This is a genomic window from Leuconostoc gasicomitatum LMG 18811 (assembly GCF_000196855.1).
In the GTDB taxonomy this organism is placed as follows: Bacteria; Bacillota; Bacilli; order Lactobacillales; family Lactobacillaceae; genus Leuconostoc; species Leuconostoc gasicomitatum.
In genome coordinates this window covers 1,070,108-1,093,854 of record NC_014319.1, presented here as the reverse complement: position 1 = coordinate 1,093,854, position 23,747 = coordinate 1,070,108, and the positions used below count along the sequence as shown (strand labels likewise).

General features: G+C 34.8%; 17 protein-coding genes and 1 pseudogene. 16 read left to right on the top strand and 2 right to left on the bottom strand.

Going from position 1 to position 23,747, the window contains the following annotated elements; all coding sequences use genetic code 11:
* The first annotated feature begins 435 nt into the window (after positions 1-435).
* From LEGAS_RS05320 to LEGAS_RS05280, 8 genes and pseudogenes are all read left to right on the top strand, one after another.
* A complete protein-coding gene (locus LEGAS_RS05320; protein ID WP_010381759.1) occupies positions 436-1,821 on the top strand; it encodes a hypothetical protein in 1,386 nt (461 codons plus the stop codon).
* The gene (locus LEGAS_RS05315; protein ID WP_041771729.1) at positions 1,818-3,443 is read left to right on the top strand and encodes a lectin-like domain-containing protein; all 1,626 of its coding nucleotides are present in this window, start codon (positions 1,818-1,820) and stop codon (positions 3,441-3,443) included. Before LEGAS_RS05320 ends, LEGAS_RS05315 begins: the two co-directional genes overlap by 4 nt.
* A gap of 138 nt (positions 3,444-3,581) precedes the next feature.
* Positions 3,582-4,612: pseudogene (locus LEGAS_RS10320) on the top strand (acyltransferase).
* Between the two features lies 1 nt (position 4,613).
* Entirely contained in the window at positions 4,614-5,831 is a 1,218-nt protein-coding gene (locus tag LEGAS_RS05300) for a glycosyltransferase family 2 protein (protein WP_010381771.1), read from the top strand.
* A gap of 4 nt (positions 5,832-5,835) precedes the next feature.
* Positions 5,836-6,117, top strand: a complete 282-nt coding sequence (locus LEGAS_RS05295) for a hypothetical protein (protein WP_010381775.1) — start codon at positions 5,836-5,838, stop codon at positions 6,115-6,117.
* The gene (locus tag LEGAS_RS05290) at positions 6,110-7,018 is read left to right on the top strand and encodes a polysaccharide deacetylase family protein (protein ID WP_041771727.1); all 909 of its coding nucleotides are present in this window, start codon (positions 6,110-6,112) and stop codon (positions 7,016-7,018) included. The genes LEGAS_RS05295 and LEGAS_RS05290 overlap by 8 nt, the downstream gene beginning before the upstream one ends.
* Before the next feature lie 57 nt (positions 7,019-7,075).
* Entirely contained in the window at positions 7,076-7,411 is a 336-nt protein-coding gene (locus LEGAS_RS05285) for a hypothetical protein (RefSeq protein ID WP_010381787.1), read from the top strand.
* A 208-nt stretch (positions 7,412-7,619) separates the two neighbouring features.
* Positions 7,620-9,545 carry a Cna B-type domain-containing protein gene (locus LEGAS_RS05280; protein WP_013231633.1) on the top strand — a complete coding sequence of 642 codons (1,926 nt, stop codon included), beginning with the start codon at positions 7,620-7,622 and terminating at the stop codon, positions 9,543-9,545.
* A 452-nt stretch (positions 9,546-9,997) separates the two neighbouring features.
* Here LEGAS_RS05280 and LEGAS_RS05270 read toward each other — a convergent pair whose 3' ends face one another.
* On the bottom strand, positions 9,998-11,449 hold the full coding sequence (locus tag LEGAS_RS05270; RefSeq protein ID WP_013231632.1) for a sugar porter family MFS transporter: 1,452 nt from the start codon (positions 11,447-11,449) through the stop codon (positions 9,998-10,000).
* Positions 11,450-11,879: 430 nt separating this feature from the next.
* Between LEGAS_RS05270 and LEGAS_RS05265 the strand changes: the two genes are divergently transcribed.
* The 7 genes from LEGAS_RS05265 (at position 11,880) to LEGAS_RS05230 (ending at position 19,062) form a co-directional block, all read left to right on the top strand.
* On the top strand, positions 11,880-12,920 hold the full coding sequence (locus LEGAS_RS05265; protein WP_010381795.1) for an ABC transporter ATP-binding protein: 1,041 nt from the start codon (positions 11,880-11,882) through the stop codon (positions 12,918-12,920).
* Entirely contained in the window at positions 12,920-13,813 is an 894-nt protein-coding gene (locus tag LEGAS_RS05260; protein WP_041771837.1) for a carbohydrate ABC transporter permease, read from the top strand. The genes LEGAS_RS05265 and LEGAS_RS05260 overlap by 1 nt, the downstream gene beginning before the upstream one ends.
* A 12-nt stretch (positions 13,814-13,825) precedes the next feature.
* Positions 13,826-14,647 (top strand): carbohydrate ABC transporter permease, encoded by an 822-nt coding sequence (locus LEGAS_RS05255; protein WP_013231630.1) that lies wholly within the window; start codon positions 13,826-13,828, stop codon positions 14,645-14,647.
* Positions 14,648-14,759: 112 nt separating this feature from the next.
* Positions 14,760-16,058, top strand: coding sequence for an ABC transporter substrate-binding protein (locus LEGAS_RS05250; protein WP_010381805.1), 1,299 nt, complete (start codon positions 14,760-14,762; stop codon positions 16,056-16,058).
* Complete coding sequence (locus tag LEGAS_RS05245; RefSeq protein ID WP_013231629.1) at positions 16,058-17,251, top strand: MBL fold metallo-hydrolase; 1,194 nt, start codon at positions 16,058-16,060, stop codon at positions 17,249-17,251. Before LEGAS_RS05250 ends, LEGAS_RS05245 begins: the two co-directional genes overlap by 1 nt.
* Positions 17,252-18,143: 892 nt before the next feature.
* The gene (locus tag LEGAS_RS05235) at positions 18,144-18,581 is read left to right on the top strand and encodes a GNAT family N-acetyltransferase (RefSeq protein WP_013231628.1); all 438 of its coding nucleotides are present in this window, start codon (positions 18,144-18,146) and stop codon (positions 18,579-18,581) included.
* Positions 18,582-18,768: 187 nt separating this feature from the next.
* Positions 18,769-19,062: a MerR family transcriptional regulator gene (locus tag LEGAS_RS05230; RefSeq protein ID WP_224132546.1), complete on the top strand. Its 294-nt coding sequence runs from the start codon at positions 18,769-18,771 to the stop codon at positions 19,060-19,062.
* A gap of 93 nt (positions 19,063-19,155) precedes the next feature.
* Here LEGAS_RS05230 and LEGAS_RS05225 read toward each other — a convergent pair whose 3' ends face one another.
* Positions 19,156-20,826 (bottom strand): glycoside hydrolase family 13 protein, encoded by a 1,671-nt coding sequence (locus LEGAS_RS05225; protein WP_013231626.1) that lies wholly within the window; start codon positions 20,824-20,826, stop codon positions 19,156-19,158.
* A gap of 873 nt (positions 20,827-21,699) precedes the next feature.
* Here LEGAS_RS05225 and spxB point away from each other — a divergent pair.
* Positions 21,700-23,520, top strand: coding sequence for a pyruvate oxidase (gene spxB / locus LEGAS_RS05220; RefSeq protein WP_013231625.1), 1,821 nt, complete (start codon positions 21,700-21,702; stop codon positions 23,518-23,520).
* The last annotated feature ends 227 nt before the right edge of the window (positions 23,521-23,747 follow it).

Sequence of the window (23,747 nt, the reverse complement as noted above, 5' to 3'; positions counted from 1 at the left end):
ATGAGTTGCTAACACATTACCATTTATAGTAAGATACGATTCAATTGTAATCAATTGTTGAAGAATAAAGGTTGAAAAATCGAACAGTTGAAGCAATGCTTTCAATGCATGACATGATAAAATAGAAGATATAAGCTGCAGATTCTTTATGGTTAGTTTTAGACAATGACCATTAAAGAATCTGCAGTTTTTTATGCAAAGTGTTCGATTTAAATTTATAATCTAACCATAAACAGTACGGTTGTTAATTATTTTAAAAAATTAAATCTAATGTCGAGTAGATTTATTTTTTTGATTTTTGATTTTTTTAAAAATTACAAAAAAATAAAGATCAGCGATTATAGTATAATTAGAAAGAATGAAGTAAATGACAGTATATTGCATGATAAACAACATGGCAATCTATAAAAATATTTAAAATATGCAAGGAGCGTTATGAATTCGTTAGTGTCATTCATTAATAAAAATGATTTGTTGAAAATTGAGTTAATGAACTATGTCTTAGAAACTGATCAAAAATTTTATGAGACCAAAACTTTAGAACAAGAGTTTGCTGTTTCTAATTATATGTTGCGTGAAATCTTAGATTCCTTGAATATAGATTTGCATAACATTTTAGATTCAGATTGGTTATTACTACAAAAAGGATTGGTTTATCCTAGATATCGTGTGACGAGATATCATTTATATAAAATGTCACAGTATTATTTTAATCTTTCGGCTTTGAAACCACTTCTTGAGACGAGGGTTTTAACAGGTTCTTTGCCAACTTATACAACGATTCAATACGATTATGGATGGAGTCCGTCATACTTCTTTTCACAGAAAAAAATACTAAATGGCCTTGTGAATGATAATGATTCTTTTGAATTTATTCAAGCTGGCTATGTTATCTATAATTATTTTGATGAGAAACCAATGTTTTCTGATCGTATCAAAGTAATCGGCCAAGAAATGCTAAAGTTTCTATTGGAAAATCATTTCATTAATGATTTGAATCAGCGGCAAAAAATGTTACTTATCAACTTCTGTGTATCTGAAATGTTGTATAATAATCAGGCACTTTTTGAAAATAGAGAAGTTGCAATTCATACTGTTGTATCGCTACCAATAATTATTACCTCTTTTATAGGCAATGATTCGGATAAAATTTTGTCAGTATTGCTAGAAATGTTAGATATTTTTGACTTTTTATTAGAAAATAAAAATTATAAGTATTCACAATATGTAAGTGATAAAATTATACTTTTGCAAAATGATATCACGCCAGCCTTAGAAAATTTTTTCTCTAAATCAACGAAGAATGAAATAGCACAGTTGAGTTATAAAATTTCAGTTTATAGTTTACGTTTTGGATTTAAAAATCAATGGTTTGTAACAAATGAAGGGGAAGTCAATCTAAATTATTTTCGTGATATCTATCCATCAATTTTTAAATTAATAACCTACCTTATTGATATTATTAACATACAAGAAACGATAGTCAATAATTATCAGCGTGAATTATTTTGTTTCAATCTTATAGGTATCATGTTTAGAAACATTACGAATACAAGCATTGATAGGGTGAATATTAGTGTTAATTTTTCAGCAACACCAATTACTAATGATATGATGATTGCAATGCTTAAAAGTCATATTAATCATGCGAGTGTCGATTTCGCATGTACAGATAAAATTGCTGATATTTATTTATCTGATATGATTGACGATGATGTACTTGGAGAACAAGTAATCTGGAAAAAGCCACCTACATTAAGTGATTGGACGGCATTGGGTGAGCTAATTGTGAAAATCAAAAAAATGAAAAGTGTAAAATGAAAAACAAACAAGTTAGAATCAGGCCTTTGTTTTATATGGCCACAGTATCTGTTATGTTGCTATCATTTAGTTCGATAACATCAAACTATAAGGTCAGTGCTAAAACTATTACGCTGTCGCAATTACTCAATCAAAACAGTTTAGCTAGTCAACTTATCTTAAATGGTTCATCTTCAGTAAATGATAGTTTGATAACACTGACATCAGATAATACTGAGCAATCAGGAACAGCTTATATTAAAACACCGATTAATTTTTCAAATGATGTTTCTTTAAATTTGAGCGTCAACATTGGCAATAAATCGCAACAACATGATGGTGGGGATGGTATGGCTGTTAGCTTCGTTCCTGCTGATCAAATAAAAAAGGTCAATCAAAAAAATGGGGGAAGTTTAGGATTAGGTGGTATCTCGCATATCTTTGGGTTTAAAATTGATACCTATTTTAATCGTTTTCCTGAGGAAGGCTCTTTTGAAGCAGATCCTCCTCAGTTTGGCCATAGGCAAGGGGATGGCCAAAGTTTTGGCGCGTTCTTTGATTCCAAAAATGAAGGTGTTATTCACACAATAACGGATGAAGCACAACAAATTGATGAGAAATTTAACAACCAGTTTAAATCGCTCATTGTTTCATATAATAGTCAGTCTAGCTCATTTACAGTTACTTATGATAATCAAGTTTGGCATTATAAAAATATGCAAAAATTTCAAAGCCCTATGTACTTGGTATTTTCAGCAGCAACGGGTAGAAATCATAATGTTCAGCAGATTATGATTGACGATACAAATTACAAACCTTTCACATCATCTGTTACAGTAAACTATCTTGATAACAGGAAAAATAATTTACTGCCGTCTACCAAATTTACTGGTAATATTGGTGAAACCTATAAAATAAACGAAGAAAAAATTCCAGGGTATATTCTGTCTAACCAATCACAAAATAGTTCAGGTATATTTAACGAAACAGATTCAGAGATTAATTTTTATTATCAACCAATGCAACACCATGTTATTGTTAATTTTCGGTATAATGATAGAACATTGCGCAAAGAGGTGTTTTCTGGAAATACAGGTGAGACAATTAATTATGCCACAATGCCTGTGCTAGAAGTTTTAAAAAAATATCAAGTGACACGTAATGAATGGCCGGGCACGTTTACAATTCCTAGAACGGATCAGCAAAATTTTTATTTTAATATTGAATTATCCAAAAAAAATGAACAAATTGATACTAATGAAGCATCAAACAAAACATCAAACAAAACACCAAATCAGGCAATGGACCAGCATAATGAGAATCAAGAGCCACAAGATCAAACCGTTGTTCTCCCCGAAAAAGAAAATATAATACCAGAAATAGTTGCAGCTAATGATGATCAGAACGATTCGCCCCGAAAACAACAATTAACGTTTTATAAATTTGAATTAAACAATTCTGTTAATATCATTTCTCATCCAAAAAAAGATAAATCAATGTATATGACAACACTGGATCAAGGCATGGCGATTGAAAAGAAATTAAGCCGACAAGCACAACCTAGTCCTTTTAACTATAAAATTAGTAGTTTTACAAAGGTCTTAGCAGTTTTAGCTACAACAACCACTTTTTCTGATAGATAAAAGCTTAATTTATTAAGCTTTTTTTGTTTTGAATTTTTTTGAAAATTTGGAGAAAAATAATGGTAATCGTCACTATATAATTAAATTATTAATTTATCATATTACTTTTGTGAAAACTTTTATTAGGGGCATACTTATATGGGAAACCGTGTTTATCAAATAGATGTATTAAAGGTTATGGCTATTTTTTTTGTTATTTCAGTGCATTTTCTACTCAATACAGGATTTTATGACATTGACATGCAATCATTTTCTGCCAGTTTAGGAATTGTCTTGCGGTTGGTTTTTATAACATCAGTACCATTATTCATTATTGCAACAGGATTTTTAATGGGAACCAAGAAACTTAGCGATCAATACATTGCAAAAATTTTTAGAGTAATCATACTTTATGTCTTAGTATCAATGATCGATTGGCTTATGCAAACGATTATATTTCAAAATGATATTTCTATGCAGGATGCGCTACTGGGATTACTTGATTTTTCAACAGATAGTTATTCTTGGTATGTTGAAATGTATATTGGTCTATATCTCCTCATACCGTTGTTAAATGCAGCTTGGAACTATGATTTAAGTAAGCAGTATCATATATATATTATTATGGTTTCAACGATTTTATTTTTTTGCCATCGTTATTTAATGGGTTAGGTAAAATACTACCTGATTGGTGGACTAATGCTTATCCGATTGGGTACTATTACGTTGGGCTTTACTTTAAAACTTACCTAGAACAAATCAAAAAAATCAATACTAAGCGGTTATTAATATGGTCTGTTTCAATTTTTAGTATGATTTCATTTTTATCTTTGATAGACAATTATGGTCGGATTTTTTCTTGGACTGATGCAAATGATTATATGGGTTACCAGCCATTTCTAGTCGCTATTCTGATTTCACTACTGATTTTAAAAATAGGCCAGCCTAAAAAAACAACTAAGTTTCATAATTTACTTATTTTACTATCTAATATGACTTTAACTATTTATTTATTTTCAGATTTAACTGACAGTCTCATCTATCATTATTTTAATCACTTGGTACCTAATATTGCCTCGCGCTTTGTGTGGGCTCCAGTTGTTGTTTTATTATCATTTACACTTGCGAGTTTGTTAGCTTATGTTTTGGAAAAAATAATGTCACTTATTTATCAACGGAGGAGAGCGTAAAATGATGACCTATATTTCCGAATTGGTGCAAGATTTTACAACTTACTATCCGATATTTATGTCATTGATATGGATTATCGGTTCTTGGCTTTCTTCGTTTCATTTCAATCATGAAAAATTCAACGAACCAAACACTAATGAAAAAGTGACAATTTTAATGTCAATATTTAATGAAGAAAATAATATAGTTGAAACATTGTCATCTTTTACACAATTAACATATGCTAATTGTGATGTTGTCATAGTTGACGATAAGAGTACCGATAATTCAGTTAACTTGGTCAAAAATTGGTTAAATAAACATGAAAGTACACCAGTACGGCTAATTGAATTATCTAAAAACCTTGGGAAAGCAGCAGCATTAAATCAAGCGATTAAACAAATAAATTCGCCATATATATTAGTAACAGATGCTGATGCAATATTAGCACATGACGTGATTGAAAATTTGCTTAAACAGATGACTGATGAAACAGTTGCTGCAGTGACTGGAAAGCCTGTTGTTAGAAATAGAACAACTTTGCTGGCAAAGCTTCAAACTCTGGAATATGTTGGAATTATTGATCGGATTAAACGCGCGCAAGATTTTTTATATGGTGGCATTATGACAGTGGCAGGGGTTGTTGTGCTCTATCGACGTGAGGCACTGATGTCAGTGGCAGGATTTGATAGCACAGCCATAACTGAAGATATTGACATTACTTGGCGTTTACGTAAGAAGAATTGGCGAATTCGCTATACACCGCATGCTTTAGTTTATATACTGGCACCAGAAACAATCCACGGTTATATTAAACAACGTGTTCGCTGGTCAGTTGGTGGCATCGAGGTACTATTGAAGAATTTGAAGTGGACATTCAAAGGCACTAATAAACGGCAAAAGCTATTATTGGTTGACGTATGTTTAAGCCATATTTGGTCATGGACAGTCGTTATTACCTCTATTCAGTATTTAGTAGTCACGATTGATACGCAAACATTTTCATTACCAGGTGTTGTAATAATGATATATATTCTTTTGTTCTTTAGCATGATGTTACAAGGTATTGTACAAGATCATGGGCAATCACAAGTAGGCGTGCAAGAATTATTCGTCATACCGTTTTATAGTACATTCTATTGGATTACGGTATTAATAACAGCCATTATATCACAATTAAATGTTGCTTTTTTTCATAAGCAGAGAGGATCTTGGAGCAGTCCAGATCGTGGGAGGTAAACTAATGCCAAATATAATTATTCGGCGAAGTAATAAAATAGGCAACACAATCACGTTTGTTATCACGCTACTTGCATGGTTATTCAATTTATTTATTATATTTTCAACGTTAGCCATTAAAAGTCATGTTTATTCTGATAGATTTGTTGTATTAGAATTATTACTTGGTATGAACAGCGCAAGTGTGGACGAAGGTATTCATATTATAATGATTTGTTTAACCTTAATTATCATTCCCACACTATTTGGATTATTGTCAAAAAATGAGGCATCATGTTATGACTAACAAAAAGAGGCGTTTGGTTCTCTATATGATTCTTACAATGGTAACTCTTTTGATTCTAATGTTTTTTTCTGGGATACAACAAGGAAAAGCACGACAAAAAGTAACACAAAAAGTAGATTATTCCTATTTAAATTTTGCTGAAAAGAACAGCAATGTTAAAGACGGCGTTATCGTACTAGCTTATCATCGTATATTGAAAAATAATGCTACCGTGAGCTTTGCGCAAAAAATATCTAAAAATCCACAACTTCAAGAATATAATGTGTCTCAAGACGAATTTATCAGGCAGATGGATTGGTTAAAAAAGAATCATATCAGTGTTTGGTCAATGTCACAATTTATTAAACATACTAAAAATAATACGATTCGTGGTAGACACGTTGTCATTACTTTTGATGATATTGATACAACGTTGCCAAGAAACGCTTCTCAAAAATTGGCCGAACTGAGTATACCTTTTACTTTTTTTGTTATTACTGGTAAAGTTGGGCAAAATTTAGATGGGGAGCAATTGGCTTCTTGGTCAGAAATTACGCAGTTAGCGATGAAATCAAATGTTACGGTAGGGCTACATACAAATGATTTACATTACCAAGTAGATAACCACCCTATTTTATCTAGTGGGAAATTATCACAAAAAGCAATCATAAAAGACTACCAAAAATCAAAGCAAAAGCTAAAAAAAGAATTGTCAATTGATCCAACAGTTTTTGCCTATCCATATGGTAGCTCTAGTAAATCGTTGACAGAATATATGTCATCGCATGGTATGGCGGCGATATTTCTTTTAGAACCTGGTATTGTGTCTAATAATATGCCAGACATTCTAAAACATGTCCCTAGATTTATCGTTACGAATTCAAATTTTACCGAACTACAAAAATGGCTCGAAGTCAAATAGTAACATGGCATAGAAATTCATTGAAATATAAAATTCATCAATTGAAAGGAAAAATGAATGGTGTCTAAAAGAATAGTTCTTTTTCTGCATTTATTAGCTGTTTCAAGTATTTTTTTGATGATGTTAGTGACTATTATCGAGATATTAACTGTCAGTAATAATGCTAATAATACTAATTTCTATAAAGTGTTAGCAACAAAACAACGTCGTTTATTGAAAAGCAAGGTAATGACCCCCAAAAATAATGCGAAACAAATAGTTATCCAACCAGTAGTATATCAAGTAAACACAGAAAATATGTCACAACAAACGACGTATGTTGATAAAATTATTATTAATCCAAAAACAGCAATCCTGTCAAGAGTTACTACCGAGGGGGGTGATCGTTTCTGACACCTGCTAACATGTGTAATGGTAATGGATAGATCACCTTTAGTATGGCTAATAATATGCCGTAAAAGTATTGGTTTGACAAATATTTTTATGAGCTCAGGTGAAGACAATCTCTAGATAGCAATAATGAATGATACGTCATTATCTTATGATAACTTGGGGAAAATGATGAATTAAATTCACGAAATATATTAAAAGGAGAACAAAGATGTTCAAAAAGACAGCAACTTTTTTTAGCTTATTAATTATTATGAGTACTTTTTTTGTTACACCGGTTTCAGTCTTGGCAGAATCCAACACTGACAATTTGAGTACTGCAATGACTTCTTCTAATGTCATATCAAATTCTGATATTCAACCAGTTGAAAAGTCGACTGAAAAGCAAGAGGCAAGTAAAAATGTAGTGGCTGGGTTACCCAAAGTCACGCCGGCAACAGATAACACGATTAAAACTGGTAAAATAAAATCAAGTTCAACGCAGCCACGTGCGCCTACTATCACAGCTGGTAAAGATTGGGGAGATCAATTTATTACACATGCTGAACTAGAAGACGAAAATGGTAAGCCACAAACAAATTTCGACATTTACGATGATATGCAGGCACATTGGGATATGACAGTGCCTGCAGGTACCAATATCAAAACAGATGACACGATGACAGTGACGGTGCCGAGTGTGTTAACCATGGCTACTGATGTCAAATTCGATATCACCGATGTTGCTGGTAATGTTATTGGGCACGCAGTTGCAGATCATAACACTGGTAAAGTCACAATTACATTTACTGATTATGCCGAACAGTCTGCTAAAAATGGTATTAGTGGTAAATTTAATATTTGGGTTCATTGGGATCATACACAAGTTGAAGAAGATACAACGGTGCCTGTTGATTGGGGCAATGGTGGTTCTACTGATATTGATATTGATCCAGGAAACGACGGTCCTGATCCTGATGAAGAGTTGTACAAGTGGGGTTGGTATGATTCAAATGATCCGACAATTATTCATTGGCGGGTGCGTTTGAATTATGCCAAGGTTGATATTAAAAACGCTGTTTATACAGATTTTGTTGGTGGGAATCAAAATCTTGTACCAGGATCAATTCAAGCCTATCATGTTGAATACAATAGTGATGGGACAGACTTTACGCAATTAAATGACGTGCCCAGTTCTGATATTTTTGAGGATAGTACGTTGAAGTTTCACGTTAATCTACATGAATTAACAGATACAGTCCTTGTTGACTATGATACAAAGGCCACCGATGGTGGTACATCGACAAAATATGAAAACTCCGGTCAATTAACTGGTGAAAATATTGAGAAGCAAACCATTGATGTTTATTCACCTGATAATGGTGGTGGTGGTGATGGTGAAACCACCGAAACAATTGACGGTATCAAGACATGGCAAGACGATAATAACATCGAAGGATTACGTCCTGATGCAATTACTATCGATATTTACCAAAACGGTGTCAAGATCAATTCAAAGATTGTCACTGCCAAATCTGATTGGAAATATTCGATAACAGACTTACCAAAGTACGATGCTAACGGTAACGCCTATATTTATACAGTGAAGGAAGAGTCTGTTGATCACTATATGTCTTCTCAATCCGGGTATGATTTTACTAACACCCTATCAGATATCACGAAAATTGCTGGGACGAAAACTTGGGATGATCAAAATAACCAAGATGGTAAGCGCCCTGATGCAATAAAGGTAAACCTACTTGCTAATGGTAAGGGGATACAAACGAAAACGATTACAGCAAATGATGATTGGCAATATCAGTTTACTGACTTGCCAAAGTATGACAACAATGGTAAGAAAATCAGTTATGCAATTACTGAGGATAAGGTATCTGGTTATGAAACAGAAATAGTTAATTATGATTTGATTAATCATTACACGCCGCACACACCTATTAATCCTGATAAACCTATAGATCCTATCATACCAATTACACCAAACAATCCTGTAAATCCTGTAGTGCCATGGCAGCCAAATCATAAGTCAGTTAGTTTGCCAAACACTGCTTCGGAAAATATTGCTTGGACTGCTACTTATGGATTTATAATAATTGGTTTAATTACCATAGCTGTATGGCTGCGTCGCAAGGACAATTGATTTAATGACAGTCTAGAGAATGAGACAAATCTATTATCATGTGTCATAGAGATAGAATTGAGATACGTAGAAAGTTAGTTAAATTAAAATTTGAAATAATTTTAAAACATAGCACTAAATTTACATGTCAAGAAGCCCTTTGCTGGGCTTCTTTTTTGTTCAAAAATAAAGCAGTACAAGCTATGGTTAAACAAATGTTTCCAAACTGTATCTTGTGTTTACAGTTTGGAAAATTAACGGATTCAATCTTACAATAGTTTTTAACGGTAATATAACCCGTGCTGAATGATAATCTATCTAATGCGTCAAAAAGAGCCGAGAATCAAATATTCTCAGCATCAATTTTACAAGTATTTTTGTTCGAATTTTGACATAGACTCTAATTTAGAAACAACGCATTGATGTCAATCTGTTTTCCTATATCAAGCCAGTCATAGAGGAGATTTAATAACTTATAGTAGTGAACTTTTGTGACTGTATGGCATTTTTGCATGAGCTTTCGAACGTAAACCAGCTTCTATTGACTCCAACGAGCGATTACGTGTTTCAATTGTAAATTTAGCAATAAACCAAATAGCTACAAAACAAAGAGCGCCATATATTAAGAATAATTTAGCAATACCTTTTCCCTCTGAGTTGATAGCATTAGCCGGTGTAAATGCAATAAGCAGCATAGGAAAAGTTTGAGAAACTGCAAAATTTGCTGTCCAATTAATAACTGCACCAAACGAGTTACCAAGGCCACGAATATTTAATGGGAATGCTTCGCCAATCATGACCCACATAACAGGACCCCATGTAGCTGAGAAGAATGCAATATACAGCGTCAGAGAAATAACACATACCCATGACCCAAGATTACCATTACCAGCTTGAAGCACTAACATCGCTGTTGACATCAGTAATAACGAAATACCCATACCTATTGCACCGTAGGTGAGCATTTTTTTGCGATCAATTTTATCCATTATTTTAACGGCAATAGCTGTCACAATAACATTGAATAAGCCAATGACAATATGGGATTGGAGCGCAAAATGTTCGCTAAATCCTGCGGATATAAAAATTTTGGGTGCATAATATAATACGGTATTGCATCCCATGACTTGTTGGAAAATAGCTAAACCCAAAGCCATTATTAGAACTGGGCGCGCCATAACGCCGAATAATTCTTTAAAGCCACCAGATGGAATATTTGCTTGTAATTGAATATCGTGTAGTTCTTCTTCGACCAATTTCGCATTGGGATTCATTTGCGACAGCACACGTTTAGCGTCATCAATTTTTCCGTTGCGCACAAGAAATCGTGGTGATTCTGGTAATCTGAGACCACCAAAAAACAATAATGCAGCAGGAATTGCAGCCAAACCAAGCATCCAATGCCAACCAACATTTTCTTTAAGTCCTAAAAATCCGTTAGGTGAAAGCCATTCATTTGAAACATAGGCGAAGAAAATACCTGTCATAATCATTAATTGAAATAGTGTGCCGATACCACCGCGCTTATCAGCTGGTGATAATTCAGCTAAATATGTAGGAATCAAAGCTGAAGCTGCTCCTACAGCAATACCAAGAATAACACGTGACACGACTAATACAGTGTAATTGATTCCTATACCAGATCCTAATGCACCTGTAAAAAATATTATTGCGGCAATTAGTAAAAGTTTTTTACGTCCTAATTTATCAGATAGTGGGCCTATAACGGCAGCACCAATTATGGCACCAAGAAGCACAGATGCTGTAATAAAGCCATCTTGAAAGGAACCTGATTTAATATCTAATTCCTTTCCTATAAAAAGCATAGCACCTGATATGACGCCTGTATCGTATCCAAACAACAGCCCACCAAGGGCACCGAAAAAATAGACAAAATTTGTTGATAAATGTCTTGTGTGATTCATATTGTTGTCTCCTAAGTATCCATTTATTTTGTAAACGTTTACATTAGTGATTATATCTCTGTTAGTTGTTAAAAGCAACTAACCTTAATGTCATTTGTCAAAAATGTTGTGTATGGCTATATTATTTTCTCTATTTAAAAAAATATGCCATTGCCTGAAGTCAGTCCGTATGTACTTTTTAGACAATGGATATTGCATAGGTTTAGTCAAAGTAAGCTTTCTGATTTATCAGATATGACATGAGGTTAATTATTATAATCTATCCAATAAAGTTAATATTTACAATGACGATAAACTCTCTATCTAATATTTACAGAATCGTGACTCAGTTTTGTTATATTTAAAAGCATAGACAATAGTTGTCTTGGTTCACATTTTATTTGTGCGATAGCATAGTAGCATTATCTTATAACGAAAAGAGAGAAGCACATTGGAAGTTAAATTTAATCACGTGACTTTGACTTATCCAAATGGCATCGAAGTGTTGCATGATATGGATTTTGATATCAATGATGGCCAACTCGTTGCACTTTTGGGACCCTCTGGTGGTGGTAAATCTACCACATTGAATCTGATTTCTGGATTATTATCAGCGACAACTGGTAATATTTACTTTGGAGACAAAGATGTGACAAAACAAGACGCTTTAGAGCGCGGCGTTGGCATGGTATTTCAAAATTACGCATTGTACCCACACATGACAGTATTGGATAACATTATTTTCCCGATGAAAATGGCAAAAATTGATAAGGCAACACGGAAGCAGCGTGCTTTAGATCTTGCTAAATTAGTTCGAGTTGATGATCAAATCGCCAAAAAACCAAGTGATTTATCTGGTGGTCAGCAACAACGTGTAGCCATTGCCCGCGCTTTAGCAAAATCACCTAATATTTTGCTTTTGGATGAACCCTTATCTAATCTTGATGCGCGTTTACGTGTGGAAATGCGTGAAGAAATTCGTCGTATTCAAAAAGAAACCGGTGTGACAACAATTTTTGTTACTCATGATCAAAGTGAAGCCATGCATGTTGCTGATAAAATAATGGTGCTTAATGATGGTCGTATTCAACAATATGATGAACCACAATCATTATATGAAAATCCAAGTAATCAATTTGTTGCTAATTTCATTGGTGAACCAGCACTCAACGTCATATCGGCGCGCCAACTTGGTCCGGGAGTGACGCAATTGTTTGATGGGGAGGTCGCGACTATTGGTATTCGTGCTGAAGCACTGACAAATGAAGTCAAAGAACCTGCAATTAAAATGCAAGCGATTGTTCATGAAGTTTTGTCATTTGGACGTGATCATCAAGCAACTATATCTGTTGGTGAAAACCAATTAATTGCGACTGATGTGACTACAACAGCGTTAATTAATCAAGAAATGACACTTTTTGCAGCGTTAAGTGGGGTTTATGCCTTTGACAAAGAAGGTCAGAGGCTCCCGCTACGGGGTGAACGCACATGATGCGCAATCAGAAGACGACTTGGAAACAGACGTTAAAAGGTTGGTTGTATGTTTTACCAATGTTAATCATCGTGTCAGTTTTTAGCTTGTATCCGATTATTTCAAGTTTAGCCATGAGTTTTTATACGCAGTATAACTTTTTTACCAATCAAGTAATGGCGCTTGGGTTTGATAACTTTAAATATTTGTGGGAAGATCCGTTGTTTCATGCTGCTGTGTCCAATACATTAATCTTTGTGATTGGCGTTGTCCCTTTGGAAATCGTTATTTCTTTAACAGTGGCTGTCTTGTTGAACCAAATTAAATTGTTTGCTGGTTTTTTTCGAACGATTTATTTTTTACCATTTGTGACTAGCATCGTTGCCATTTCAATGGTTTGGAAGTGGATTTATAACAAAGATGCAGGGTTGTTGAACTACTTTTTAAGCTTTGTTGGTATTCATCCAATTGATTGGCTAAATGACCCTAATTGGGCATTACCAGCGCTAATTATTCTTGCCATTTGGAAAAGTCTAGGATTTAATATCATGTTATTCCTGGTTGCCTTAAACAATGTTGATAAACGTCTATATCGTGCGGCGACTTTAGACGGTGCTAGTATATGGCAACGCTTTTGGCATATCACGGTACCAATGATTAGTCCAATGACATTTTTGATTACGATTAATGCAGTCATTGGATCATTTAAAGTGTTTGATGAGATTTTTTCTTTATTTGGTGGGCAAGCAGGTCCTGGTAATGCAGCGATGACAGTTGTTTTCTATCTTTACCGAATGTTTTACGAACAAAACAAGTACGGTATTGCCGCAGCGGCTGGTGTTGTATTGTTTGTCATGATTTTAATTGTGACATTATTGCAAATGTGGTTTAGCAAAAAGCATGTGCATTACTAAAAGGAGTTGACGATGAAAAAAATCATATCAAACACAATCGTTTATTTGCTGTTAGTAGTTGGTGCTTTGACAATGCTGTTGCCATTCTTTTGGATGGTGTTAACGTCATTTAAAACTGGATTTGAAGCGTTACAGGTGCCACCAACATGGCTACCGAAAAAACTACAGGTTACAAATTGGATTTCTGCCTGGAAAGCAGCACCATTTGCGACGTATCTACTAAATTCGGTGATTGTATCGTTTATGACGACAATTGGTCAAATCATTACAGCAATTATGGCAGCTTTTGCATTTGCCAAAATGAATTTTCACGGTAAAAAAATACTTTTCACAATCTTACTAGCGACCATGATGGTGCCGGGAGAAATGTTGATCATCCCTAACTTTGTGACCTTATCACAGTTACATATTGTCAACACATATGGCGCTTTGATTTTGCCATGGTTAGCCAGTTTCTTTGCAGTCTTTACCCTACGTCAGTCATTTGCAAGCGTACCTGATCAGTTGTATTACGCTGCCAAACTTGACGGTGCTTCGGATTGGAAATTTTTATGGCAAATTTTGGTGCCTAATGCTAAATCATCGATTACCGCCATTGGTCTTCTACAAATTATTGGTTCATGGAATTCATTCATGTGGCCATTAATTGTAACTAATACAGATAAAATGAGGACGTTACCGGTTGGTTTGCAAGCATTTAGTTCTGATTCGGGTGTTAATTATCCTGAATTGATGGCAGCATCGACTTTTGTCATTTTGCCAATGGTAATTTTATATCTGTTCTTAAACAAGTATGTTGTTGCTGGTATTTCTGGTGGGGGAATCAAGGGTTAATTTACTGTCCACATTTTGTGGGTGGTAAAAAGATGTCATGTTTAATAACGTCTTTTTACTGCTTATAAAAGCAGCTAAATTTTTTTGGGAACACGAAAGGAAATATGTACACATGAGTACTGGGAAGAAATTCGCAGCTTTGGCTGCTATTACAATTATGGCAGGTTCATCTTTTGCTGGCTTGTCAGCAGTTCACACACCAACAGTAAGTGCCAATACTGTTGCCAGTAAGCCAGTAAAAGTAACGTTCTGGCACGCCATGGCTGGCCCTTATAAAGACGCGTTGCAAAAGCGTATTGATGCTTTCAATAAATCACAAAGTAAATATGAGATTGTTGCCACTGCTCAAGGTGATTATACGACTTTGAACCAAAAAATTATGGCTGGTGCTAAGTCTAAAACATTGCCTGTTATGGCCCAAACAATTTACACACAGGTACCTGACTACGTTAAAGATGGCATTGTAACATCACTTCAACCTCAAGTTGATGGTAAAAATGGTTTGTCAAAGAAACAATTAAACAATATTTATCCAGGTTTCTTGCAACAATCAAAATATAAAGGTGAGTTCTACTCAGCACCTTTTTCAGCATCAGTGCGTGAAATGTTTTATAACAAAACACTGTTGAAGAAGTATAGCCTTTCAGTACCAAAAACTTGGGATGAAACTGCTAAAATGTCTGAAGTTTTGAAGAAAGATGGTATTGCCACTGTTGGCTTTGATAAGTCATTTGATATGGAGTGGAACTCAATGGCTCGCTCAGCAGGTGTATCATTGGTGACGAATAAAAACAAGGTCAATGTTGATTCCAAAAAAGCTGTTGCAGCAGCTAAATTGATTACAGACATGGTTTCTGATGGCACTGCCAAAACAGCCGGTTCTGATATCTATGGCACCACAAATTTTGTTAATGGTAAAATAGCCTTGACATTCTCATCATCTGCCGGTATTACAGCAACGAAAGCTGCAGCTGCCAAAGACTTTGACTGGGGCACGGCACCACTTCCTTCATACAAAGGTAAGTCAGCAACAGTTTTGGCTGGTAACAGCTTAGTGGTGACTGCAACGGCAACAAAGAATCAGCAAGCTGGTGCATGGGCCTTCATGAAATATCTAATGTCTGACAAGCAAACTGAAAAGTGGGCGGAATCGACAGGTTATTTGCCAATTACTAAAAAAGCAACCAAGTCAGCCGCTTATAAAGCCTATTTGAAAAAGAATCCACTTGCTCAAGCTGCTTCAGATTCATTGCCAGGTGCATTCTCAGATACCGCTTTCTTAGGTTACCAAGATTATCATACAAACTTATTAAATGCCGTTGATTCAATGTTAACGAAGAAAACACCAGCGTCAGATGCGTTGAAAACATTGTCTGATCAAACAAAGAAGACTTTGAAAGAGAACGAATAATGCGTATGCAAGTAAAATTCTTAAATGGACTCAATACAATCGGGGGGAATGTTGTATCATTTACGCAGGGAAAAACAAGGCTTGTGATGGATTTTGGTGTCAATTTTGCACCATCTGAAACACCTACAGGGGATTTATTAGCCAATGGCACACTACCAGATTTACCTGATTTATTTACTGATGTGAGTAGTGAATATGAGACAACAATATTTGTCTCACATTTACACTTAGATCATATGGGCGCTTTGAAATATTTAACAAAGCCTATCGATGTTTACATGAGTCAAGCATCTGCTGATTTATACTATGTTTTAACAAAATTAGGGATCGAATCTGCGCCTTACGCAAATATTAAAGTCATTGATTTTGAAAAACCCACTAGTTTTGGTGACTTTGAGGTGACTTTCTTTGAAACAGATCATGATGCACGTGGTGCAGCAGCTATTCGTATACGAAACGGGGAGCATACAGTCGTTCATAGTGGCGACGTACGATTAGATGGTCCGCATCCAGAACGTGTAAATCATTGGGCAGATGTTTTACGTGACGAAAACATTGATTTGTTGTTACTAGAAGGCACTGAATTTAGTTTTGATGAAGCAAACGATATTGCACATGAGCGCTATACAGAAATGTCATTGCAACAAAATTTTGCTCAAATATTACAGAGCTCAGAACAATTGGTTGTGATCAACCCCTATGAACGTAATATTGATCGTTTAGTAGCTTTGCAAGCAACTGTACAAGCTAATGGACGTGAAATGCGTTGGGATCATCAATTTGCTACAATCCTGCTTGCGGTGGGGATGACCGATGTCAAAGAGATTGATTGGGAGACTGTTTTAGCTCAGCCAGGTCACTATGTGATTCAAAATCATTTTAATCAGTTACATGATTTGGATCAGTTTAATGGCGATTATGTTTACTTGCATATGAACGGCGAACCACTTGGTGAATATGATCCACGTTTTGCTGAACTAAGTGATTACTTAACTAACAATGATGTGCTATTTTGCAGTCTGGGGGTCAGTGGACACGCTACGCCAGATGATTTAGTGGCTTTGGCACAACACATTAGTGCCAAAAAAACAGTGACATGGCATTCATTCAAGCCAGAAAAAGAGGCGAAAGCTTTGCGAGAAGTTGGATTGAATGTTTATTTACCAACTAAAGGTGAAACTTTGAACTATTAGTGTTTGATTGCAAAGATTATTAACCACGAGTCACGTGCTAGTATCTATGAAATTATTTGGTTAATTATACGTAGACGCACAAAATATAGATAAATAGTTTAGTATGACGCTTACATTATTTGTGAGCGTTTTATTTTTTGGAGAGGGATAATACCGAATATGGCATTATAAACGCAATGAGAGAGCACCAGAATAGAAGAAAAGTATAGTTACAAACTGATGGTTCAAATGTTTAGATAAAAATGATTAAAACAATAAAAACTAGTGTGATCAGAAATCTTGTGAGATGATGGTTGATGTGAAATGAATTGTTTTGTAATCCGTTTAGGATAGCTGTTAGCTCAAAAATTATCAGTCCAATAATCGTTACTGTTTTAAATGATCCTAGGCTCATGAAGTTTGCTAGTAATATAGTGAGGCCACTGATAAGATTTAATATATTACCCCAACGGTTCTTAGAATTTAGTTCTGTTAGTGATGCAAGCATCACTAACAAGGCGTAAAGTGAAATAATTATCTTGATAGCTATAATAAAAATCATTACTTTAATCTCATTTCTTTATTCATTTAAATATCATAGTAATATTACCATATTTTCATTAATTTTATCAATATCATTAATAAAAATATTTTTATTGTTAATTTATAAATAAAACATTATGATAAATTAAATAGTTGATTTACAAAATTTTATGTGGATTTATCCAACGGGGATGAAAGTGCTGTGCAAGTTGAACGTGATGACAACTATCTGACAACTGAGAGTGGTAGTGAAAATTCTGATTAAATTAAGTTTTATGCAGTATGTAAAAAATGTCGTGTAACATACGAGAATGTTTTGTTGTTGGCTGTGATACAATTCATTATAAGGTGATAATAAGGGGAGTAAAAAATGATACGTTCTATCATGACAACTGACATTGACGCGCTTTGCAAAATAAATAGTGAAGAATTGGGGTATGATTACCCAAGAGAACAATCTTTGACGCAACTTCGTAAGATTTTGAATGATTCTAACCATTATTTGTTAGCACTTTATGAAGATGAGACGACTAAAAAAATTTTAGGTTATGTTCATGCTGAAGTTTATGAAGAAATATATGCCGAACCTACTCTAAATGTGTTAGCTTTGGCTGTGGTAAGAGACAATCAAAATAGCGGTATCGGGACACAGTTAATGTCATGGTTAGAAAACACTGCTGTATCAAAAGGATACAAATCTATTCGTTTAAATTCTGGTATGAGTAGAAAAAGTGCACACGAATTTTATGAACATATCAATTATGTTCATACGAAGAATCAAAAGAAGTTTATAAAAAAATTAAAATGATACAGAGGGAAAATCTGTTTAAAGTAATCAAGTATAGCAAATAATAGCTAGCAAAGACTTTGTTTAAAAAACTTTGCTAGCTATTTTGGTTCCTGTGAATAGTTTGTTTATGATACAGTAATGGCATTTTTCTAAAATTAGATGTCTTACATAAATACACGATAATTAATTTTGCAAGAGCTAACAAGTGGTTAAAAGTATTATGCTAGAACTTTTAGATCTTTACAAATTATATCAAGTCATTGCGTTTAGAAAAATTGGCTACTTTATTAAATCTATAAAAGAATTGTTGATGCAAAAAGATCATGCAAACATTTTTAAAATAGCTGAGCAAAAAATTCAGGATCAAATTGCTGAGTTAGTAAAAATCAAGCATTCAATTCAAGGAATCATGCAAGCCCAAACGAATACTTCGCTTAATAAAATTTGTTTTTGTGAAAAAGAGAACCGATTTTTGAAAAAAATACCAGTAAATTTTTAGCTATTTTAGTCATCAGAAAACCCCGAAAGTGACTTTAACTTTCGGGGTACACATCATTAGTCGCAGGTTTTTTATTTTTATCCGTTCTACTATTTATTTTTTGAAAAGATATACTTTACTTTCATATGGTCGTAAAGTCTTTCCTTGGTCATCGGTATAATTATTAATCAATAATTCGTCTGCGTTTAATTGTTGATAATCACGTGAAATGGTTTTATCGGTAAAGTTACTTAAAACAAGTATTGTTTGCCCCTCATAATGACGACGATAAGCATAAACTTGATCGTCATCACAGTCAATAGGTTCAAAATTACCATATCTAATTACTTCTGAATCATGACGAAGCGCAATGAGCTTTTTATAGTGATAAAATACAGAAGATTTATCAGACAGAGATTTTTGAGCATTTATTTCGGGGTAATTATTATTTGGTGCATACCAAGGTGTTGCTGTCGAGAATCCAGCGTTAACTTCTGTATTCCATTGCATAGGTGTTCTAGCGTTATCACGCGACAGATTTGCTAAATACTTGAGCATTGTTTCTGAAGTGACAAGGTGTTTTTGATTGACTAACTCATCATAGAAATTAAGTGATTCAATATCTTCATATTGTGCCAATTTAGTAAAGTGACCATTGGTCATGCCTAGTTCTTCACCTTCGTAAATATAAGGGGTACCTTGTAACATGTGTAAAGTAGTAGCTAACATTTTTGCTGACACATCTCTAAATTCTTTTGAATCATTGCCAAAGCGGGATACTGCACGAGGTTGGTCATGATTATTCCAATAGAGACTGTTCCAACCTTTACCATCAAGACTTGTTTGCCAGCGATTTAACGATTGTTTTAATTCAACTAATTTAACAGGTTCATCATGCCATTTTCCTATTCGAACATCTGGATTAGGACTTAATGCGACATGTTCAAATTGGAAGACCATATTTAATTCATGGCTATTCAAACCAGTATATTTAATCGCATCATCGGGTGTAGCTCCAGGCATCTCACCAACAGTAATGGTGTCATATTTAGATAAAACCTCATCATTCATCTGTTGTAAGAATTCATTTAAGCGATGACCATCGGCAACAAAATCCATTGTTGTGCCAGATGTTACGGGTGCAGGAACGTCTGGTAAACTATCAGGTTTTGAGATTAAGTTGATGACATCCATACGAAAACCATCGACGCCTTTGTTTAACCAAAAACGTTCAATATCAAACACGGCTTCGCGCACTTCTGGATTTTCCCAATTAAGATCTGGTTGGCTTTCGGCAAAAATGTGTAAATAGTACTGTTTTCGTTCAGGAACATAAGTCCAGGCTGAACCACCGAATGCCGCTAGCCAATTGTTTGGTTCGTGACCGTTAACAGGATCTTTCCAAATATAGTAATCCGCATATTGATTCGTTTGACTTGTACGACTTTCTTTGAACCATTCATGCTGGTCAGATGTATGATTGACAACTAGATCCATCATAATTTTAAGATTAAGTTGGTGCGCCTGTTGGAGTAATTCTTCAAAATCTTGCATCGTGCCATAGTTTGAATTAATGTTTTTGTAATCAGCAATGTCATAACCATTATCTTTATTTGGGGATACATAAATTGGGTTTAACCAAATGACATCTGCGCCTAAATTTTGAATATAGTGTAAACGTTGTTTAATACCAGTTAAATCACCGATACCGTCATTATTACTATCCTGAAAACTCATAGGATATATTTGATAAACCACTGAATCTTTAAACCACTGTTTTGCCATGAGCGTATTTTCCTTTTATATTTATGAGTACAGAATAACATGTTGAGTAAACGTTTACAATGCTTTTATACAGAGTGAGTAAACGTTTGCGCAATTGGAAAGGATCGAAGCAAAAGATTTTCAAAGCCAAAAGAAACGTTTAGTGTATATATCTATTAGACAAGGTGTATGTTTTGGAACATTGACCTTTATTGGTAATGGCACCATGTCTCCAGGTTTTAGAGAGTTAACATCATGGCACATAATGATAGTGTACGTTATTGAAGGTATTCTTTTTGGTATAACCATGTATTTTTTTCAAAGGATGAATTTAAAAACAGTAAAGTAGTTAATGTGATGAATAGAATCTAATAGTTTGGACAGAATAAAAATCTGGCTGAACTATTAGATTTTTTTAACATACTTTATTTTACCTATACTGATGACTAGAAAAACAATCAAAAAAGAAGCTGAGCAGTGATTAATGCAATGCCTGATTTTTAACACGATCTTCTGAGTAATCGATATTTTATTAATCGGAATTTCATTAATGTGGCCTAATTTTCTAGTGTCAATGCTGTTGCAAGGTCTGCTTTAGGTTAGATAAAAATCTGATAAGATTAGTATTGGGATTCGGTACGGATTGACATGTCATTGGGTCAGCAAAAGCCATAGTAAATAGGAGATAGATGGTACTTAACTCAATGGTGAATGATTGAGTTAAGTGCGCAACAATTTGCTAAATTAATGGGATTTATATAGTTCAAATCATAACAGATTCAAATAATTAACTGAGTGACTTGATTTTGTGTATTATTTGAGATATAATTTTATTTATCGCTATGAAAGCGCTTTCATACATGACGCTTTTTTTCATTTAGGAGGAGATATCAGATGTTAGATAAAAAAATATCAGCTGGGTTAGCAGCTTTGAAAGTCATGGAAGGATGGGGTGTTCACACAATATACGGGATTCCTTCCGGAACATTGAGTGGTTTGATGGATGCGATGGGACATCCTGAAAATAATATCAAATTCTTGCAAGTGAAACATGAAGAAGTCGCTGCTATGGCTGCCGTCATGCAATGGAAATTTGGCGGTAAGTTGGGTGTTGCCGTCGGATCAGGTGGACCTGGTGCGACGCATTTGATTAACGGGCTATATGATGCAGCAATGGATAATACACCAGTATTGGCCATTTTAGGATCAAAGCCAGTGCGAGAGTTGAATATGGATTCGTTCCAAGAGTTGAATCAGAACCCAATGTATGAAAACATTGCCGTTTATAATCGTCGTGTGGCTACTGCGGAACAATTACCTCACTTGGTTGATGATGCAATCCGAACAGCAATTGCGAAGCGTGGTGTTGCCGTTCTTGAAGTACCTGCTGATTTTGGATTTTCAGAAATTGATGCTAATTCAATTTATTCATCACCATTATATTCGTCAGGTTTGAAATATAAAGAATATAAGTCGGCACCTGTTGACGCAACAGACATCGATGAAGCTGTTGCGTTGTTGAACCAAGCAAAGCGTCCAGTAATTTATGCTGGTGTCGGCACGATGGGTCACGGTTCAGCAGTCCAAGAGTTGGCACACAAGATTAAGGCACCAATTATCACAACTGGTAAGAACTTCGAGACTTTCGAATGGGATTTCGAAGCTTTCACTGGATCGACATTCCGAGTTGGTTGGAAGCCAGCTAACGAAGCTGTTCTTGAAGCAGACACTGTATTGTTTGTCGGAACAAATTTCCCATTCTCAGAGGTTGAGGGTACATTCCGTCATGTTGATAAGTTTATTCAAATCGACAATAATCCTGCAATGTTAGGCAAACGTCACCAAACTGATGTTGCTATTCTAGGTGATGCGGGTGAAGCGATTGATGAAATACTTGCCAAAGTTTCCCCAATTACAGAATCAGCATGGTGGCAGGCTAACGTTAAAAACGTGCAAAATTGGCGTGATTACATGAATAAGCTTGAACAAAAGACTGAAGGTGATCTTCAAGCTTATCAAGTTTACAATGCTATTAATAAGTACGCAGCGGAAGATGCCATCTTCTCAACTGATGTTGGTAACGTGACACAAATGTCAGTTCGTCATTTGCACATGACACCCAAGAATATGTGGCGCACATCACCACTGTTTGCAACAATGGGTATTGGGTTGCCAGGAGGTATTGGCGCTAAGAATACTTACCCAGATCGTCAAGTTTGGAATTTAATGGGTGATGGCGCTTTTTCCATGACGTATCCAGATGTTGTCACAAATGTTCGGTATGACTTGCCTGTGATCAACGTTGTCTTCACAAATACTGAATATGGTTTCATCAAGAACAAGTATGAAGATACAAACACGTATAACTTTGGCGTTGACTTTACTGATGTTGATTATGCTAAAATTGCCGAAGCACAGGGTGCTGTTGGTTTGACTGTAAACCGCATTGAAGATATTGACCGTATTATGAAAGAGGCAGTCGACTACTATAATCAAGGACGAGTTGTTGTTATTGATGCAAAAATCACTAAGGACCGTCCAATACCTGTAGAAACATTGAAGTTGGATACTAGCTTGTACAGTGAAGACGTTGTTAATGCTTATAAAGAAAGATACGAAGCACAAGAATTAGTGCCATTCCGTGAATTCCTTGAGGATGAGGGACTAACGTCAACATACATTAAAGAAACTAGCGACAACAAGTATAGCTTCTAAAAAAACGCGATCCAAAATATTTTGGATCGCGTTTTGTTATGAGTATTAAAGGTATTGTGTACAATGTATTGTTTGTCTGGCTGTTAGTCGTATGAATTTACCAATAAGAGGGTATCTTATTTCAACATTACTGACGTCTTAGATTGTATTGTATAGCTTAATAAATAGTCATGAGAATTATCTATTTTTTAAATATACTAAACAATTAAAAATATGAAATAATGTTA

Coding starts and splice junctions, on each gene's coding strand:
- LEGAS_RS05320 (WP_010381759.1), top strand. CDS start 436: ATGAATTCGTTAGTGTCATTCATTAATAAAAATGATTTGTTGAAAATT.
- LEGAS_RS05315 (WP_041771729.1), top strand. CDS start 1,818: ATGAAAAACAAACAAGTTAGAATCAGGCCTTTGTTTTATATGGCCACA.
- LEGAS_RS05300 (WP_010381771.1), top strand. CDS start 4,614: ATGATGACCTATATTTCCGAATTGGTGCAAGATTTTACAACTTACTAT.
- LEGAS_RS05295 (WP_010381775.1), top strand. CDS start 5,836: ATGCCAAATATAATTATTCGGCGAAGTAATAAAATAGGCAACACAATC.
- LEGAS_RS05290 (WP_041771727.1), top strand. CDS start 6,110: ATGACTAACAAAAAGAGGCGTTTGGTTCTCTATATGATTCTTACAATG.
- LEGAS_RS05285 (WP_010381787.1), top strand. CDS start 7,076: ATGGTGTCTAAAAGAATAGTTCTTTTTCTGCATTTATTAGCTGTTTCA.
- LEGAS_RS05280 (WP_013231633.1), top strand. CDS start 7,620: ATGTTCAAAAAGACAGCAACTTTTTTTAGCTTATTAATTATTATGAGT.
- LEGAS_RS05270 (WP_013231632.1), bottom strand. CDS start 11,449: ATGAATCACACAAGACATTTATCAACAAATTTTGTCTATTTTTTCGGT.
- LEGAS_RS05260 (WP_041771837.1), top strand. CDS start 12,920: ATGCGCAATCAGAAGACGACTTGGAAACAGACGTTAAAAGGTTGGTTG.
- LEGAS_RS05255 (WP_013231630.1), top strand. CDS start 13,826: ATGAAAAAAATCATATCAAACACAATCGTTTATTTGCTGTTAGTAGTT.
- LEGAS_RS05250 (WP_010381805.1), top strand. CDS start 14,760: ATGAGTACTGGGAAGAAATTCGCAGCTTTGGCTGCTATTACAATTATG.
- LEGAS_RS05245 (WP_013231629.1), top strand. CDS start 16,058: ATGCGTATGCAAGTAAAATTCTTAAATGGACTCAATACAATCGGGGGG.
- LEGAS_RS05235 (WP_013231628.1), top strand. CDS start 18,144: ATGATACGTTCTATCATGACAACTGACATTGACGCGCTTTGCAAAATA.
- LEGAS_RS05225 (WP_013231626.1), bottom strand. CDS start 20,826: ATGGCAAAACAGTGGTTTAAAGATTCAGTGGTTTATCAAATATATCCT.
- spxB (WP_013231625.1), top strand. CDS start 21,700: ATGTTAGATAAAAAAATATCAGCTGGGTTAGCAGCTTTGAAAGTCATG.